The sequence below is a fragment of the Mesorhizobium sp. L103C105A0 genome, assembly GCF_000502215.1.
Classification (GTDB): Bacteria; Pseudomonadota; Alphaproteobacteria; order Rhizobiales; family Rhizobiaceae; genus Mesorhizobium.
In genome coordinates this window covers 20308-34745 of the sequence record NZ_AYXF01000021.1, presented here as the reverse complement: position 1 = coordinate 34745, position 14438 = coordinate 20308, and the positions used below count along the sequence as shown (strand labels likewise).

16 protein-coding genes and 1 pseudogene are annotated in these 14438 nt (G+C 63.4%); 14 read left to right on the top strand and 3 right to left on the bottom strand.

The genetic code is table 11. From position 1 onward, the window contains the following. The 3 genes from X727_RS1000000169685 to X727_RS136320 form a co-directional block, all read right to left on the bottom strand. Positions 1-196: SOS response-associated peptidase family protein (locus X727_RS1000000169685; RefSeq protein ID WP_280806450.1), on the bottom strand; the 196-nt coding region annotated here is incomplete at its 3' end. 959 nt (positions 197-1155) lie between these two features. Then, complete coding sequence (locus X727_RS1000000167340; RefSeq protein WP_280806449.1) at positions 1156-1836, bottom strand: thermonuclease family protein; 681 nt, start codon at positions 1834-1836, stop codon at positions 1156-1158. A 174-nt stretch (positions 1837-2010) separates the two neighbouring features. Continuing rightward, the gene (locus X727_RS136320; protein WP_023723956.1) at positions 2011-3513 is read right to left on the bottom strand and encodes a winged helix-turn-helix domain-containing protein; all 1503 of its coding nucleotides are present in this window, start codon (positions 3511-3513) and stop codon (positions 2011-2013) included. 255 nt (positions 3514-3768) lie between these two features. Between X727_RS136320 and X727_RS01000000165250 the strand changes: the two are divergent. From X727_RS01000000165250 to X727_RS136385, 14 genes and pseudogenes are all read left to right on the top strand, one after another. After that, positions 3769-4052 (top strand): annotated as a pseudogene (locus tag X727_RS01000000165250) (hypothetical protein); the annotation flags it as partial. Positions 4053-4688: 636 nt separating this feature from the next. Next, positions 4689-5015: a DUF736 domain-containing protein gene (locus tag X727_RS136330; RefSeq protein ID WP_023816712.1), complete on the top strand. Its 327-nt coding sequence runs from the start codon at positions 4689-4691 to the stop codon at positions 5013-5015. Positions 5016-5191: 176 nt separating this feature from the next. Next, positions 5192-5452 carry a DUF2285 domain-containing protein gene (locus X727_RS136335; protein ID WP_023715497.1) on the top strand — a complete coding sequence of 87 codons (261 nt, stop codon included), beginning with the start codon at positions 5192-5194 and terminating at the stop codon, positions 5450-5452. A 27-nt stretch (positions 5453-5479) separates the two neighbouring features. Beyond that, positions 5480-5929 carry a DUF6499 domain-containing protein gene (locus X727_RS1000000169300; RefSeq protein ID WP_348524537.1) on the top strand — a complete coding sequence of 150 codons (450 nt, stop codon included), beginning with the start codon at positions 5480-5482 and terminating at the stop codon, positions 5927-5929. Beyond that, positions 5811-6353: a DUF2285 domain-containing protein gene (locus X727_RS1000000167330; RefSeq protein ID WP_245274236.1), complete on the top strand. Its 543-nt coding sequence runs from the start codon at positions 5811-5813 to the stop codon at positions 6351-6353. Before X727_RS1000000169300 ends, X727_RS1000000167330 begins: the two co-directional genes overlap by 119 nt. A 141-nt stretch (positions 6354-6494) precedes the next feature. After that, complete coding sequence (locus tag X727_RS136345; protein ID WP_023835379.1) at positions 6495-6776, top strand: helix-turn-helix domain-containing protein; 282 nt, start codon at positions 6495-6497, stop codon at positions 6774-6776. Between the two features lie 18 nt (positions 6777-6794). Next, on the top strand, positions 6795-7955 hold the full coding sequence (locus X727_RS136350) for a replication initiator protein A (protein ID WP_023835378.1): 1161 nt from the start codon (positions 6795-6797) through the stop codon (positions 7953-7955). Next, a complete protein-coding gene (locus X727_RS136355) occupies positions 7952-8194 on the top strand; it encodes a hypothetical protein (protein ID WP_023835377.1) in 243 nt (80 codons plus the stop codon). Before X727_RS136350 ends, X727_RS136355 begins: the two co-directional genes overlap by 4 nt. Next, positions 8191-8712 carry a DUF2840 domain-containing protein gene (locus X727_RS136360; protein WP_023835376.1) on the top strand — a complete coding sequence of 174 codons (522 nt, stop codon included), beginning with the start codon at positions 8191-8193 and terminating at the stop codon, positions 8710-8712. The genes X727_RS136355 and X727_RS136360 overlap by 4 nt, the downstream gene beginning before the upstream one ends. Further along, positions 8709-9254, top strand: coding sequence for a S26 family signal peptidase (locus X727_RS136365; RefSeq protein WP_023835375.1), 546 nt, complete (start codon positions 8709-8711; stop codon positions 9252-9254). The genes X727_RS136360 and X727_RS136365 overlap by 4 nt, the downstream gene beginning before the upstream one ends. 69 nt (positions 9255-9323) lie before the next feature. After that, positions 9324-9659, top strand: a complete 336-nt coding sequence (locus X727_RS136370; protein WP_023835374.1) for a DUF736 domain-containing protein — start codon at positions 9324-9326, stop codon at positions 9657-9659. A gap of 3 nt (positions 9660-9662) precedes the next feature. After that, on the top strand, positions 9663-10433 hold the full coding sequence (locus X727_RS136375; protein WP_023835373.1) for a lytic transglycosylase domain-containing protein: 771 nt from the start codon (positions 9663-9665) through the stop codon (positions 10431-10433). Between the two features lie 244 nt (positions 10434-10677). Next, on the top strand, positions 10678-12417 hold the full coding sequence (locus X727_RS136380) for a VirD2 family relaxase/mobilization nuclease (protein ID WP_023835372.1): 1740 nt from the start codon (positions 10678-10680) through the stop codon (positions 12415-12417). A gap of 26 nt (positions 12418-12443) precedes the next feature. After that, a complete protein-coding gene (locus X727_RS136385) occupies positions 12444-14435 on the top strand; it encodes a conjugal transfer protein TraG (RefSeq protein WP_023835371.1) in 1992 nt (663 codons plus the stop codon). The last annotated feature ends 3 nt before the right edge of the window (positions 14436-14438 follow it).

The window sequence follows — 14438 nt, the reverse complement described above, 5'->3', positions numbered from 1 at the left end:
TGACGGCGCTCGTGTTCACCTCACGTCCAACGCGGTTGAACTGCAGCTGACCGTCGATGTCGTGGCTGAGAACGTCCTTGAGGCTGTCCTTGGGCGTCGCCGGGTCCAGCCAGGCGTCATAGTAGGCCGGGTCGAGAATGAGAGGCTGCCGATCATGCAACTGCTTCATCGGTTCTGCGGCAGGCTCGGTGATGATGGTGCAGCTGGTTATGTCGAGATTGGAATTGTAAGCCCAAAGCCCGGCGAACGAGAAAGGNGGAGTTCAGACGTGTGCTCTTCCGATCTTTCATCGGTTCTGCGGCAGGCTCGGTGATGATGGTGCAGCTGGTTATGTCGAGATTGGAATTGTAAGCCCAAAGCCCGGCGAACGAGAAAGGCGCGTGGCCTGGCTGGTAGATGTGCCAAGGGTCTTTCTTGCCGTCGGCAGGCGATATCGTCCACTCGTAGAAGCCATCGGCAGGGATCAGGCAGCGCTTGGACTTGTAGGCGTCGCGGAAGGCGGGCGCTGTATCGATGCCCTCAATCCTCGCATTGAACATAGCCGCCTTGGGCATTTCCTTTGCCCAGAAAGGGACCAGCCACCAGCGCCCTTCACGGAGCCTGTGATTGCCATCTTCACCGGCAGTGACGAATGGGACATCCTGAGTCGGCGCGATGTTGTACCGGGGCTCGTCGTTGCGGCCCGTCTCCGCCGGCGCAGTCAGGCGGTAGAGCCGGTGGATTTCCGACCACGACAGATATTTGGTGTAACGTCCGCACATCGCTCTGCCTCAGTTGCGCAGGAGTTCAGGCACGCTGAGCGGGCCAAGGTCGGAATTCTCCTATACTCGTCGCTGCGGCGCCAGACGCCGCGTATCTTGGCGGCGGTGACCGATTGATTGCCTTCGCCAGTAGCCTTGCGGAAGGCTCTGGGCGACCACAGAGTTCCCCTTGATGTGCGCTGTGGAGGCAAAAAGGGCAAAGTCGACGACGATCATCCCATGTCCCCTCTCACTGCGGACTTAGCAAAGGCTCTCGCAAGGAATGCCGTCCTTGTCGCGGTCGAGCTTGCCGCCCCAAGAGCAGTTGGCCAAATACCAGTTCGCCTCGTTGCATGAGCTGATCTGGGGACAGGTTCGCCGTGGCTGACAAGAATAGCTCTGCGCCACCTGCCCATTACGCATGATGCCGGAGTGGTTGTTTTGCTGACGGCCTGGTGGTGCCATTCGCATGCTCTGCGCGCCAATCCCATGGCGCCTGAAACGCTCCAGCCCACAGACCGACCTTCGCCGCCTGGGCCTTCGCCTGCTGTCTTGCGTAGGCTCCGTGGCTGTAGTGCGGCCAATCTAGTGCCAAGCCCCGCTCGACAAGCCAGCTCTGGACGTTGCGACCGTCGGCGCGATCGCAATCCCCAACAAGCCGGCCGTACCGGTCTCGGTTAACAAAGCTGCAATGCAACGGACGCGATGCAGCGAGGAACTCGTCCAAGGCTTGGGCAGCATGGCGCCCGCAGGCGTATTCGAAGCCCTTAGCGTCTTCGCAATATTGCTTACTCTCGGGCGCATCGATGCCGTTGAAGCGGATGCGCTGTCCGTGGATCTCGATCGTGTCGCCGTCGATCACAGACGCGACACCGGCGATCGGCGCCGGCTTCGAGCCGAACCAATTCGATGCATTGATCTCTGGCAAACTTTCACTGTGCTGGATGGCGGTTTGCGCGACCAGAGCGCCAGCCGCTACCGCAGTCACCAAAATCAGGCGCCGCGGCACATTCGCCCATCGGTGCGCACGGCTATGCTTGGCACCGGTTCGCTTTCGCCAGCGATCAGATCGATTGTCGTATCGGTATTTGTCCACGCCCTCATCCCCGCAGAGAGGATGCGACTGTTTCAACGAAGAGTCCAGAAGACGAGACGCGCGGGAAGCCGATGCGTGCCGACGCCCTCGACTTCGATCTCGGTTAAGGGGGTTCGATGACCTGTTGGGGTGCATTCGGCTGTCGGGCCTGACCGGCGCGCGCCGAAGGTGCGTTCACGCGGGAAAACCGGCCTTTCTGAAGCCTGACGTGAAAAGCTCGAGGTCGACTTGGTGGGCGAACGGGAGACGTGAAATCAGCCGGATAGTCAGATCGTGTTTCCTCATCAGTGCTTCCTGAACTTCAGCACGCGCCTTCTGCGTCTCGCCCAAATGAGCGTACGCCGCTGCGAGAAAGGCATGAATGAAGAATTGGTCGCCGGCCTTCTGATACGAACCGACGGCCTCCGAGTACCTTCTTAGCAGGAAGAGGGAGCTGCCCTTCACCTCCCAGAACCATATTGGAGGTAACGGGTCGCGCAGCAGCGCAGATTCAAGCACGTTCAGCGCGCTCTCGGCCCGGCCGCCGTAGTTGAGCCAGCTTGCGTAGTCCCCCGCTATGTTCACGTCCAACGGGTTTAATGAGCGCGCTTGCTCGAAATGCACTCCCGCGTCGCTGTGCTGGCGCATGTGCGTAAGCACCAGGCCCATGCTCTGGTGACAGACGCCATCGCTCCTGTCGAGAGCGAGCGCCGTTCGTGCCGAGTCCCAGGCGTTCTGTAGCGTCCGCGGATCGTTGTCGTACCAAAATCTGCCGACGAGCGCCTGCGCGAGGAAGGCGTGGCCTTGAGCGAACATTGCATCGAGCTCGACACACCGGACGAATAGGGGCTCGGCCATGTCCAGTTCATACCGGTAGAACTGTGCGCGCCCCTGCAGGTAGCAGTCGTATGCATCCCAATCGGCCGGAGGCTTGCGTCTGGTCCTGCTCGTCGAATCGGCCTCCGCTTGGCCTTCGACCATCGAGGCGATGAGAGCCGCAACCTCGTCTTGCAACGCGAAGATGTCGTCGAGGGCCCTGTCGTACCGTTGGGCCCACAGGTGGGTACCGGTGGTAGCGTCAATCAACTGTGTGGTGATCCGAATGCGATCACCGAGCTTTCGTATGCTGCCTTCGACGAGGTAGCGAACTCCGAGTTTGCGATGGACTTCGGCAATGTCCAATGCCGGATAGCGAAACTGAAAAGATGAATTCCGCGCGATGACAAGGAGGGAGCGGAACCTGGCCAGCTCCGTAATTATGTCCTCGGTTATGCCATCGCTGAGATACTGCTGGTCCTGATCGCCGCTCAAATTGGCAAAAGGCAGGACCGCAATCGACGGCTTGCCGGACCCTGGTATCGGTCTGCGGGATGCGCTCGCCACCGGCTCGACAGTCCCGGTGAAGCGGTAGCCGACGCGAGGCACCGTGGCGATCCACTCGCCGCCGTTGTCAGCCGGACCGAGTGCCTTTCTCAGTGTCGCTATTTGGACCGTAAGGTTGCCTTCCTCAACGGCGGTTCCCGGCCAGGCAGCGTCCATCAGTTCGGCCTTGGTCAGGATCTCGCCGGGCCGGGCCGTAAGCGCAGCAAGCAGCGTCAGCCCACGATGCCCAACAACGATCGGGATCTGCTCTTTCAGGAGCGTCCCGATGTCGGGATCGAGTACGAACGGACCAAAAGCGATGCGTGTCCCCTGCATCTGGGCATATTAGACGTTCCGGCGGTTTTCGGAACAGTGTCGGCACCGCTTTAATCCCCGGGTCGCTTTCGAGGCCTATGCCCAGAACGCGGCCACCTGTCCGTCGATTAGAAGATAGCGATCGGGCGCCGGCCGCTGCGCGCGAATGTCCGGAGTGGCTATCCCGACTGCGTATTGGCCTGCGCCGCTGATCAGAGATAGCGAACCGCAGAACTGACCGGAGCAAGTTTGGCGCTAAACCATTGATATTGCTGTGCCGGCTGGCTTGACGCGATCCTCGTCGGAAGCCTCGCAGCCGGGTTGACGCTCGGCGTCGGCCAATCCTCCTCGGCGTTGTCAGCCCCATGTGGGCCAAGGTGGCGATCACTCTGGTCTTCATCGCGCCTGCGATCGTTACCGGCTGCCATGCCTCCCATGGCATCGCGAAGCACATAATGACTTCGGAAACCTGGCAGATCGTCTTTTCCGTCATTGGCGCGACCGCCGTCGTCGGCGTCACGGCATATTTCCGGGTGGTGGGCATGACAGCCGCCGACTGATCCGGCAGGAACGTGGTTCGCGCCTAGACCCGCGCGGACGAGGCGGATGGACCAGACCGAGGAAGGCCTAGCCACCTCATTATCGGTGGCTGGAGCAATCGGGTTCCAGGCCAGAATCGAGCAACGGCCACGTGCCGGCGCGGCCTCGTCTATGGCCTTGGACTTTCTTCAGTCGATGCCCATGGCAGACCGACCAGTCGGTGGCAGGACGGCAGCGGGCGGTGGCGGCGGCGTTGCAGGTGCGCGGAATCTGTGCCTGGAATGCGAGGGCGATGCGGTGAAGCCTGTAGCGATCTGCCCGAGGCGCGTTGCGCGCCAACGTCTCCGTGCCAATCTGTCCCAAGAGCGCTCCAACGGCGTCTTCAATGGGCTGATCTGGCCGAAGGACGGCTGAAGCCTCGACCGCCTGGGCCGCAACGGCGCGTCCCGACTTTCTTCCCCTGCCGGCTCCCACCCCATGCCGCACGCGCATGGGGACCCCGAGCGCCGCCATTCCTCGCGAGACAAGAAAGCCGTTCTTGCGCCGTCCTCCGCTTTGCTCCGGTCGCAAGCGATGCGTCGTCCGTCGCCTCCGGCCAAGTGATCGCCATCGAGGCCGCATGGTGCGGGCTCGGGAACAGAAAACGGAGACTTACAATGGCTACCATCGGCACCTTCAAGAAGTCCGCCTCGAACGAATTCACCGGTGAAATCGTCACCCTCAGCGTCCAGGCCAAGAACGTGCGCATCGTCCCAGACACTCGCGCCACTGGCGAGAACGCTCCCAGCCACCGGGTGCTGGTCGGCCGCGCCGAGATCGGCGCCGCATGGTCGAAGACCTCCAACGAGGGCCGCGACTACCTGGGCCTCAAGCTCGACGATCCGAGCTTCAACGCCCCGATCTACGCCAACCTCTTCGACGACGAGGAAGGTGAGGGTTTCTCGCTCATCTGGTCCCGCCCGAACGCGCGGCGGAGCGACTGAGGACCCGCGCATGCCCCGGCCGGAAGGCCGGGGCCTCTTCCGCGGACGGTCCGGTTCGGTTCACTCAAGCCGAGAGCGATGCCGAACCCGCATCGCCTGATGCTGATCAACCGGCCTCCGTTGGCAGAATTGTTCTGTAAAATGCAGGCTTTCACTCTGGGAAGACGAGGCAAGCGATGATCGAGCCGTTTGACGAAACCGCGCCGACCAGTGACGAACTCACCGAATACGATCGGGAACACGTCAAGCTCTATATGCGCCTGCTTGACGCCGCCGATGACGGCGCGGACTGGCGCGAGGTGGTCGAAATTCTCTTCGGCATTGATCTGACGAAGGAGCCGCAACGCGCCCGGCGCATCCATGACAGCCATCTGGCGCGAGCGCGCTGGATGGCGCGTGCAGGCTACCGTCATCTCTTGCGTCGGCCCGGCAACTAGCACCACAGCGCCTGCGGTTCCCGGGTGATGCCGGAACGGCATCACCCGATGCCCGGCGAGGGTCTTCCGCCAATCGCTACAACCCGGAATCGTTTGCAGGCGGGGTCTATGCGTTGTTTGCGAGGAGCTCTTTGGATGAGGCCGGATACGTCGCATTGGCGAGACAATGACAGCTATGATTATTTCGATACGTTGCCCATCGAGGGGCTCGCCTGGGAGTGTCTGCGGCGTCACGAACCCTATCAACGGCACTACCAAGCGCTCCTGACCACAAGAGCCGAAAAGGCACCCTTCCACCCTGAGGCACAGCGGCTGTGGGGGTTACGATTTCCCGGCCAGGCCGGATTTGTCCGCCTTGGTGCAAGACATTCTGTGGTCGCCCGACGTCGATCCAGCTGTGGTTTCTCTCGTGCCGGCGCCGGAATTCCTGTCTTCCTTGCGATCGGCGCCGTTGACCGCCCTGGGCGTGCTCCATGACAGCCCGGAAGGACGTCACACTGTCCACAGTGCAGGTGTCGCGACCCAACTTCTCCTTCTGCCCGGCAGTGACCCGCACGGCCACCTGGCGGCGCTGATCCCATTGGATGCAGAAACGTTGGGACGGATCGAAGCACTCACCCGTTTCTGGCGCTCCTTGCAGGGGCGCCCCACACCTTCGGACACCCGTATGACAGTACAGCAGCGCCGCCGGTTTCGTCTGATGATGCAGGCCGCAGACGCCCGTGCCAACGGCGCGAGCTACCGCGACATTGGCGTCGCCCTTTACGGGTCTAAGCGCGTCGCCGCCGATCCTTGGAAAACCTCCGCGCTGCGCGATGCGGTGATCGGTCTCGTTGAAGGCGCCACCGCCATGATCGGCGGCGGCTATTTGCAAATCCTGCGTCATCGCCGCCGATCCTAGCGGGGTCTGGCCGCGCAAAAGGGGTGGAGTTTTAGCCCCCCTCAATTTCCCCATCCCTGACGAAGCTTACTCTCCGCCACCGTGGTCTCCGTCCACCGCTGAACGCCAGCGGCCGCCCAAAAACCCACGGAGGTTCGACCCATGCGACCCGATATCGCCGTTTTGCCGCCGCGCTTCCTGCGCACCAAGGAAGCTGCGGATTTCCTCAGCCTGTCCGCCCGCACGCTCGAAAAGCACCGGACCTATGGCACTGGTCCTTCCTACCGCAAGCTCGGCGGTCGTGTCGTCTATGCCGTCGACGATCTTCAAGCTTGGGCCGAACGCGGCGCTGTCACCTCTACATCCGATCCGCGTGGGTCGGTCCTGCCGGCCAAGCGTCACACGCCGATGCCGCCGACGCACGGCGGACGATACGCACGCTGACCGCGCGCGGATTTCCAAATGGCGGCGCGAAACCAATCCCTTTCGGAGCGCGGGCAGCTCGACCTGTTCAGGGCGCTGCCTGGCGACTTCGCCCCGCGAGATGCGCAGGATCTCATGGCCTATCCGTTCTTCTCCCTCTCCAAGACCCATCGCGTCGCGCCAATCGACTTCACGGCCGGCAACGTCACGATCCGGGTCGAAGCCGTACCCGATCATGGCATGGCGACCATCTGGGACGCCGACATCCTGATCTGGGCCGCGAGCCAGATCGTCGAGGCGCGCGACGCCGGCCTTCGCACCTCGCGCCTGATGGCCGCCACGCCCTATGAGATTCTGACCTTCGTCGGCCGCGGCAAGAGCCTGCGCGACTATCAGCGCCTGAAGGCGGGGCTTGACCGGCTGCAGTCGACCACCGTCTCGACGACGATTCGTCAGCCCGCCGAAGGCCGGCGTCACCGCTTCTCATGGATCAATGAGTGGCAGGAGCGCATCGATCGCCATGGCAAACCCGCGGGGATCGAGTTGATCGTCCCCGACTGGTTCTACCAGGCAGTCCTCGATGACGCGCTCGTGCTGACGATCGATCGCGCCTATTTCGACCTGACTGGCGGGCTGGAGCGCTGGCTCTATCGGCTGGTGCGCAAGCATGGCGGACGCCAGCCCCATGGCTGGCGCTTCGACTTCCGTCACCTTCACCAGAAATCCGGCAGCCTGTCGCCCCACAAGCGCTTTGCCTTCGATCTGCGCGACATCATCCGCCGCCAGCCGCTGCCCGGCTACACGCTCTTCCTCGAAGTGGAGATGGGCGGCCGGACGCTGCTCGCTTTCGAGCGGATCGCCTCCTGTGGAAAGCCTGTGGACGGCATCGTGCTATCGGGAACCGGACCTATCGTGCCATCGGGAACCGCAGGCTCGTGCTATCAGGAACCCAAACCGGGCCTAACCCTTGGAAAGCAAAGCCGAAATCGCGCCCTTAACTTAGACTCTAACCCAGAATCTAACCTTGAAGTGCGTACGCGCGATGTGCAGAGGCTCGTCCGGCGACCCAGCCACGCACTCAGCGTAACCACCAACAAGACTCCGAACACGTCGACGGTTTCTGGCGGTCGCAACACGGCAACCAGCGTCTCCGAAGCCCCGAATCCGCCTCTTGATCCGCGCTCGGGAGCCGCCCGATGATCGCCGCACTCCTCAATCAAGAGATTCGTGTCGGCAAGGCAACTTTGACGCTGCTTCTCGCCGATGAATTGACCTGCAAGGGAAATCAGTTCGCGACCTTCGTCGTGCGCCCGACCACCGACATGACGACTCAGGAGCGCGCACGCATCGCCGCTTTCCGGGACGGCGTCATCGTCCCCAACACGCTGCGCGCGAGGCTCGCGTGCGAATTTCCCCCCGCATCAGGAGAACCGAAATGATTGGCATTGCGGCTCCCCGCATGCGCGGCGCGTTCCCGGCCACGCACCATGCTACCGACAATCTCATCCATGTCGAACTGACCTGGGTCGAGAAGAGGATCGAGAACTGGATACGGTTCGGCACGCACGCCCAGGAACAGATTGTTGATCGTCGCCGGCGCATCCTGTCCTTTCGCCCCGGCGCGGTCTTCGCCTTCGTGCGCTGGGCCGCGAACGATTTTGGAACGATCATCTCACGCATCGACATCGTGCGTGCGGTCGCGTCTGGCGAAGCCTATCAGACACTGCCCTTCGTGCGCCCGGGCGGCGACATCCTGCTGAAGGTCGAGAGCTGGCCCAAGGTCGAACGCGTGCTGCAGGCGATCGACGCCATCCAGCGCCTCGACATCGAGCCTGAGTTGGTATCGCCCGATCATTGGCGGCACATCCACAACCGGATAACCGCCGGCCACACGCCGCGCAGCTACACGCTCGACCAACATCGCGCCTTCCTGCTGCGCAAGAGGACCGAGCCGTGACGCGCGCCGGTATCATCCTCGCTAGCGTTCTCGCAACCATGGGCATCGGCTATCCCGGCCTCACTTTGATGCCCACGAAGCTCATCTGGAATGCGTCAGGTAGCGCACCGATCGGCTTCTACACGATCGACTTCCACGGACCGTTCGAGGTCACCGATCTTGTGGCCGTCGACGCCCCCGAGCCGCTCGCGGCGTTCCTCGCCGATCGCGGCTATCTGCCGAAGGGCGTGCCACTCTTGAAGCACATCCTTGGCGTTTCCGGGCAACGAGTATGTCGCTCGAAGCTCACCATCACTGTCGACGGTATCGAGGCGGGCGCGGCGCTCGAGCGTGATCGGGCCGGCCGCGACCTGCCGGTCTGGCAGGGCTGCCGCCGCATCCCGACCGGGGAAGTCTTCCTGATGAACTGGCAGGTCCGCGACAGCCTCGACGGACGTTACTTCGGCCTCCTCTCCACCAAGCAGATCATCGGCCGCGCCGTCCCGCTGTGGACAGACGAGGACGGCAACGGACTCTTCGAATGGCGCGCGCCAACGCGGTGAGCGCGCGACCGGCGGCGCGCTTCGTGCCGCCAGCCTTCATCACCGCACCACTGAAAACAGGAGCCTGACATGCAACAGATCGGAGAATTCACGCGCCAGAAGACTGGCTATAGCGGCCGCGTCCACACGCTCAGTCTCAACCTGGATATCGCCATTGTGGCGGCAGAGGCGAGCGAAACGGAGAATGCGCCTGACTACCGCATTCACGCCGGTAACGAGGACGGCCCCGAGATTGGTGCCGGCTGGAAACGCTCCAGCGAAAAAGCCGGAGACTATGTCTCGATCCAGCTCGACGACCCGACCTTCGCGCAGCCGATACGCGCGAACCTCTTTCGCAATGGCGACGACAAGACCTCCTGGTCGCTGCACTGGGCGCGCCCGCGCGACCGCAGGGAGAAGGATTGAACAATGCGCGCTCGCCGTCCGTCGACGAGCCATCGCGGTGCGCCCGGGCCGCTTCGCGCTGCCCGGCGCATGGCTCTGCTCCTCCTTTGCGGCCTGTCCGTCGCCGTCATGCCGGCGGCGGCGGTAGCGCAGGACTTGGCCATCGCGCGATTGTCGCAGCGTGACCCGTTCGGCGCGTATATCGCAGAAGCCTCGCACCGCTTCGGCGTTCCGACCGCGTTGATACGCGCCATCATGCGCAAGGAGAGTGCGGGCGATGTGCGCGCCGTCTCCAGCGCAGGCGCCCGCGGCTTGATGCAGATCATGCCCGGTACATGGGATTATCTGCGCGCACGCTGGTCGCTTGGCCGCGATCCATTCGATCCCCGCGACAACATCCTGGCTGGAACGGCGTATCTGCGCGAACTGTACGACCGCTTCGGCTCGCCGGGGTTTCTGGCCGCCTACAACGCGGGACCTGCACGCTACCAAGCCTGCCTCACTGGGCGTCCGCTACCGGCCGAGACTCGCGCCTATGTCGCAGCACTTGCCCCGCTTGCCGGAGGTCGCGAAACCACCCGCCCTTTCGCCGTCACGTCTGTCGAGGCCATTCCCTGGAAGCACGGTTCGCCCTTCGTAGGTCAGCCGGATCGCATACAAGCTGTCGCTCTCGTGCCGACCGAGCGACCACCAAATGACGTGAACTCTGCACCCACTGTGCGCGATGTCTCCGCCATCGTGCCGCTGTCCGAGGGCCTCTTCGTGGCGCGAGCGGGCGAAGGGATCCAGCCATGAGCGCGTATGGGCGTTTTCGCGCAACCGCAAGCTCCAGCGCACCGTGGCGTGGATGGAGGCGGAAGGTGGGCAGAACAACCGGAAGATGGCGAGATAAAAAGCCGCGAGGTGCGGCATCGGTCGGTCGTGTTGTTTCAAGAGGTTATGCAGCATTTCCGCGAGGTGCGAGTATCTGGCGCACCGCGCCGGCCCGCCGTTTTCCCTGTGATTTCCGTGCCTTGATGCGATGTGCGGGGCCTCCGTCATGACCAGCGAGGATGGTTTCCGGATCCGGCCCGGCCGTATCCGCTCGCCCAGTGCCCAGCGCGCCAGGCCCTTCATCGCGCAAGCGCTTGCCGCCGCCCAGAAGGCCGGCGCTCGTATCTCTCGCTCGGGCCGGCTCAGTCCGGGCAATCGCTCGACCTTCGGGCGTGGCCGCTCGGCAAGCGTGCGCGCCAATCGTCTCCTCAGCGGCCGCTCGCGCACCGTGATCATCAAGACACGGCTGGTGCGCCATCACGCGCGCGCCGCCCCGCTTGCCGCCCATCTCACCTATCTGCGCCGCGAGGGCGTCACCCGTGACGGGGAGAAGGCAAAGCTATTCGGGCCGGAGACCGGGGAGGTGGATGGCGGTGCTTTCGCCGAGCGGTGCAGCGATGATCGCCACCACTTCCGCTTCATCGTCTCGCCGGAGGATGCCGTCGACATGGCGGATCTCAAAGCCTTCGCCCGCGATCTGATGGGCCAGATGGAAAAGGACCTCGGCACGAAGCTCGATTGGGCCGGCGTCGATCACTGGAACACCGACAACCCGCACCTTCACATCATCCTGCGCGGCCGTACTGATGACGGGCAGGATCTCGTCATCTCGCGCGATTACATCAAGGAGGGGATGCGCGCCCGCGCCGCCGATCTCGTTACCCAGGAACTCGGCCCGCGCACAGATCTCGACATCCATCGCAATCTGCAGCGCCAGGTCGAAGCCGAACGCTGGACCCAGCTTGACCGCCAGCTTGTTCGCGACGGCCGCGACACAGGCGTCATCGACCTTGCCTCCACCGCGAACGCCCAGCCCGATGAGTATTACGTGCTGAAGGTCGGGCGGGTGCGCAAGCTCGAAACCCTCGGCCTTGCCGAACAGGTCGGGCCGGGCCAGTGGATCATCGACCACAAGGCCGAGGCGACTCTGCGCGAGCTTGGCGAACGCGGTGACATCATCAAGCGGATGCACCGCGCCCTGACAGAACAGGGCATCGAGCGCGGCGCGGCGAACTATGTGCTGGCAGCGGAGCGCCTAGACACGCCAATCGTCGGTCGGCTGGTCGACCGCGGTCTCGATGACGAGTTGAAGGGCAGCGCCTACGCCGTGGTCGATGGCACCGACGGCCGCACCCATCACATCAAGCTGTCCGATCTTGACGCCGCTGGCGACAGCGCTCCGGGTTCCATCGTCGAGCTGCGCAAGTTCAATGACGCGCAGGGACATCCGCGCGCAGCACTTGCTGTCCGTTCCGATCTCGATATTGAGCGGCAGGTTACCGCCGCCGGCGCCACCTGGCTCGACCGTCAGAATATCGCCCGCGAACCGATTGCGCTGTCGGACGGCGGGTTCGGCGCCGAGGTACGGCAGGCAATGGAGCGCCGTGCCGACCACCTCGTCCAACAGGGTCTCGGCGAGCGGCATGGCCAACGCATAAGCCTCACGCGCAACCTGATCGACACGCTGCGTCGCCGCGAACTGGAAGCGCTCGGCGAAAAGCTCTCGGCCGAAACCGGCCAGCCTTTCAACCGCGCCCGTGGCGGCGAATATGTCACCGGTTCCTACCGGCAGCGCTTCACGCTCGCTTCCGGCCGCTTCGCCATGATCGATGACGGGCTCGGGTTTCAACTGGTGCCTTGGACGCCGTCTCTCGAAAAGCATCTTGGCCGTCATGTCTCAGGCATCGCTCGCGATGACGACGGCATCGACTGGAGCTTCGCCCGCAAGCGGGGCCTCGGTCTCTAACCTCTTTGGAAGAAAGGACCGCTTCTATGTCCGCCACCAAGATACTCTGGGGCCAGATCCTCGCAGTCTTCGCGATCGTGATTTTCACGACCTGGGGCGCGACGGAGTGGGTGGCCTGGCGTCTGGCTTTCCAGCCCGAGCTCGGCAGGCCATGGTTCCGTATCCTGGGCTTTCCGTTTTACCTTCCGCCGTCATTCTTCTGGTGGTGGTATGGCTTCGATGCCTACGCGCCGTCGATCTTCGTAGAGGGAGCCTTTATCGCGGCTTTCGGCGGTTTCGCCTGCGTCGCCGTCGCCATCGGCATGTCGGTCTGGCGGGCTCGAGAGGCCAAGAAGGTCGAGACCTACGGCTCCGCCCGCTGGGCCGACAAGCAGGAGGTCAAGGCAACGGGCCTTCTCGGCTCCGATGGGGTGGTGCTTGGGCGCTTTGACGGCGCCTATCTGCGCCACGATGGACCGGAGCATGTGCTGTGCTTTGCGCCCACACGTTCGGGCAAGGGTGTCGGCCTGGTCGTCCCGTCGCTGCTGACCTGGCCGAGCTCCGCCGTCGTTCACGATATCAAGGGCGAAAACTGGCAACTCACCGCGGGCTTCCGCGCCATGCATGGGCGGGTCCTGCTGTTCGATCCCACCAATCCCAAATCCTCATCCTACAACCCGCTGCTCGAGGTGCGTCGCGGCGAATGGGAAGTCCGCGACGTTCAAAACATCGCCGACATCCTGGTCGATCCCGAAGGCTCGCTCGAGAGGCGAAACCATTGGGAGAAGACCAGCCACGCCCTGCTGGTCGGCGCGATCTTGCATGTCCTCTACGCCGAGCCGGACAAGACGCTTGCCGGCGTGGCCGGTTTCCTTTCCGATCCGAAGCGTCCGATCGAATCGACGCTGTCAGCGATGATGAAAACCGCGCATCTGGGGCAGGCTGGTCCGCACCCGGTCATCGCCAGCGCCGCGCGAGAGCTCTTGAACAAATCAGACAACGAACGCTCCGGCGTGCTGTCCACCGCCATGTCATTTCTTGGCCTCTATCGCGATCCTGTCGTGGCAGAGGTCACGCGCCGCTGCGACTGGCGCATCAGCGACCTTATCGACGACGAGCATCCGACGACACTCTACCTCGTCGTGCCGCCGTCCGACATCAATCGGACCAAGCCGCTCATTCGCCTGATCCTCAATCAGATCGGCCGCCGCTTGACTGAAGATCTGCAGGTCAGGGCGAAAGGGCACCGGCTGCTCCTGATGCTCGACGAGTTCCCGGCGCTTGGCCGCCTCGATTTTTTTGAATCGGCGCTCGCCTTCATGGCCGGCTACGGGCTGAAAAGCTTCCTGATCGCTCAATCCCTCAACCAGATCGAGAGGGCGTACGGCGCCAACAACTCGATCCTCGACAACTGTCATGTCCGGGTAAGCTTTGCCACCAATGACGAGCGCACCGCCAAGCGCGTGTCCGACGCGCTGGGAACAGCGACCGAGATGAGGGCCATGAGGAACTATGCCGGCCACCGGCTGTCTCCGTGGCTCGGTCATCTCATGGTCTCCCGCTCCGAGACGGCTCGCCCGCTGCTCACGCCGGGTGAAGTCATGCAGCTGCCGGTGACCGACGAGATCGTCATGGTCGCGGGTGCTCCGCCGATCCGCGCCAAAAAGGCGCGCTATCATGAGGATGCTCGCTTCCGGGAACGTATCCTGCCGCCGCCTGTGCTGACGGCGGCGGCAGAGGCGGAGGAGGGGAGGCCGGACGACTGGACGAACCTACCTCTGCCTTCTCGTCCGCAGATTGCTGAAGCCATGTCGGCGCCGTTGGCCACGGATGACGACACAACTGATTCCGAGCGTCGTCGGCAACCCGAGCTCAGTCGCGTCGAGCAGGTCGTGAAGCCTTCGACCGAGAACGAATTCGAGATCGATCACCTGGATGACGTGGAGGACGAGGTTGCCCGCAACCGTCGACTGACGCGCCTGATGCAAGGCGTTGCGCGGCAGGCGTCGCTCGACCCCGGCGACGGCGTGGATATGTGAGGC

What these genes read in the sequence shown, in the direction of transcription:
- X727_RS136320 (WP_023723956.1), bottom strand. Translation starts at nt 3,513, where the DNA reads ATGCAGGGGACACGCATCGCTTTTGGTCCGTTCGTACTCGATCCCGAC.
- X727_RS136330 (WP_023816712.1), top strand. Translation starts at nt 4,689, where the DNA reads ATGGCTACCATCGGCACCTTCAAGAAGTCCGCCTCGAACGAATTCACC.
- X727_RS136335 (WP_023715497.1), top strand. Translation starts at nt 5,192, where the DNA reads ATGATCGAGCCGTTTGACGAAACCGCGCCGACCAGTGACGAACTCACC.
- X727_RS1000000169300 (WP_348524537.1), top strand. Translation starts at nt 5,480, where the DNA reads ATGCCGGAACGGCATCACCCGATGCCCGGCGAGGGTCTTCCGCCAATC.
- X727_RS136345 (WP_023835379.1), top strand. Translation starts at nt 6,495, where the DNA reads ATGCGACCCGATATCGCCGTTTTGCCGCCGCGCTTCCTGCGCACCAAG.
- X727_RS136350 (WP_023835378.1), top strand. Translation starts at nt 6,795, where the DNA reads ATGGCGGCGCGAAACCAATCCCTTTCGGAGCGCGGGCAGCTCGACCTG.
- X727_RS136355 (WP_023835377.1), top strand. Translation starts at nt 7,952, where the DNA reads ATGATCGCCGCACTCCTCAATCAAGAGATTCGTGTCGGCAAGGCAACT.
- X727_RS136360 (WP_023835376.1), top strand. Translation starts at nt 8,191, where the DNA reads ATGATTGGCATTGCGGCTCCCCGCATGCGCGGCGCGTTCCCGGCCACG.
- X727_RS136370 (WP_023835374.1), top strand. Translation starts at nt 9,324, where the DNA reads ATGCAACAGATCGGAGAATTCACGCGCCAGAAGACTGGCTATAGCGGC.
- X727_RS136375 (WP_023835373.1), top strand. Translation starts at nt 9,663, where the DNA reads ATGCGCGCTCGCCGTCCGTCGACGAGCCATCGCGGTGCGCCCGGGCCG.
- X727_RS136380 (WP_023835372.1), top strand. Translation starts at nt 10,678, where the DNA reads ATGACCAGCGAGGATGGTTTCCGGATCCGGCCCGGCCGTATCCGCTCG.
- X727_RS136385 (WP_023835371.1), top strand. Translation starts at nt 12,444, where the DNA reads ATGTCCGCCACCAAGATACTCTGGGGCCAGATCCTCGCAGTCTTCGCG.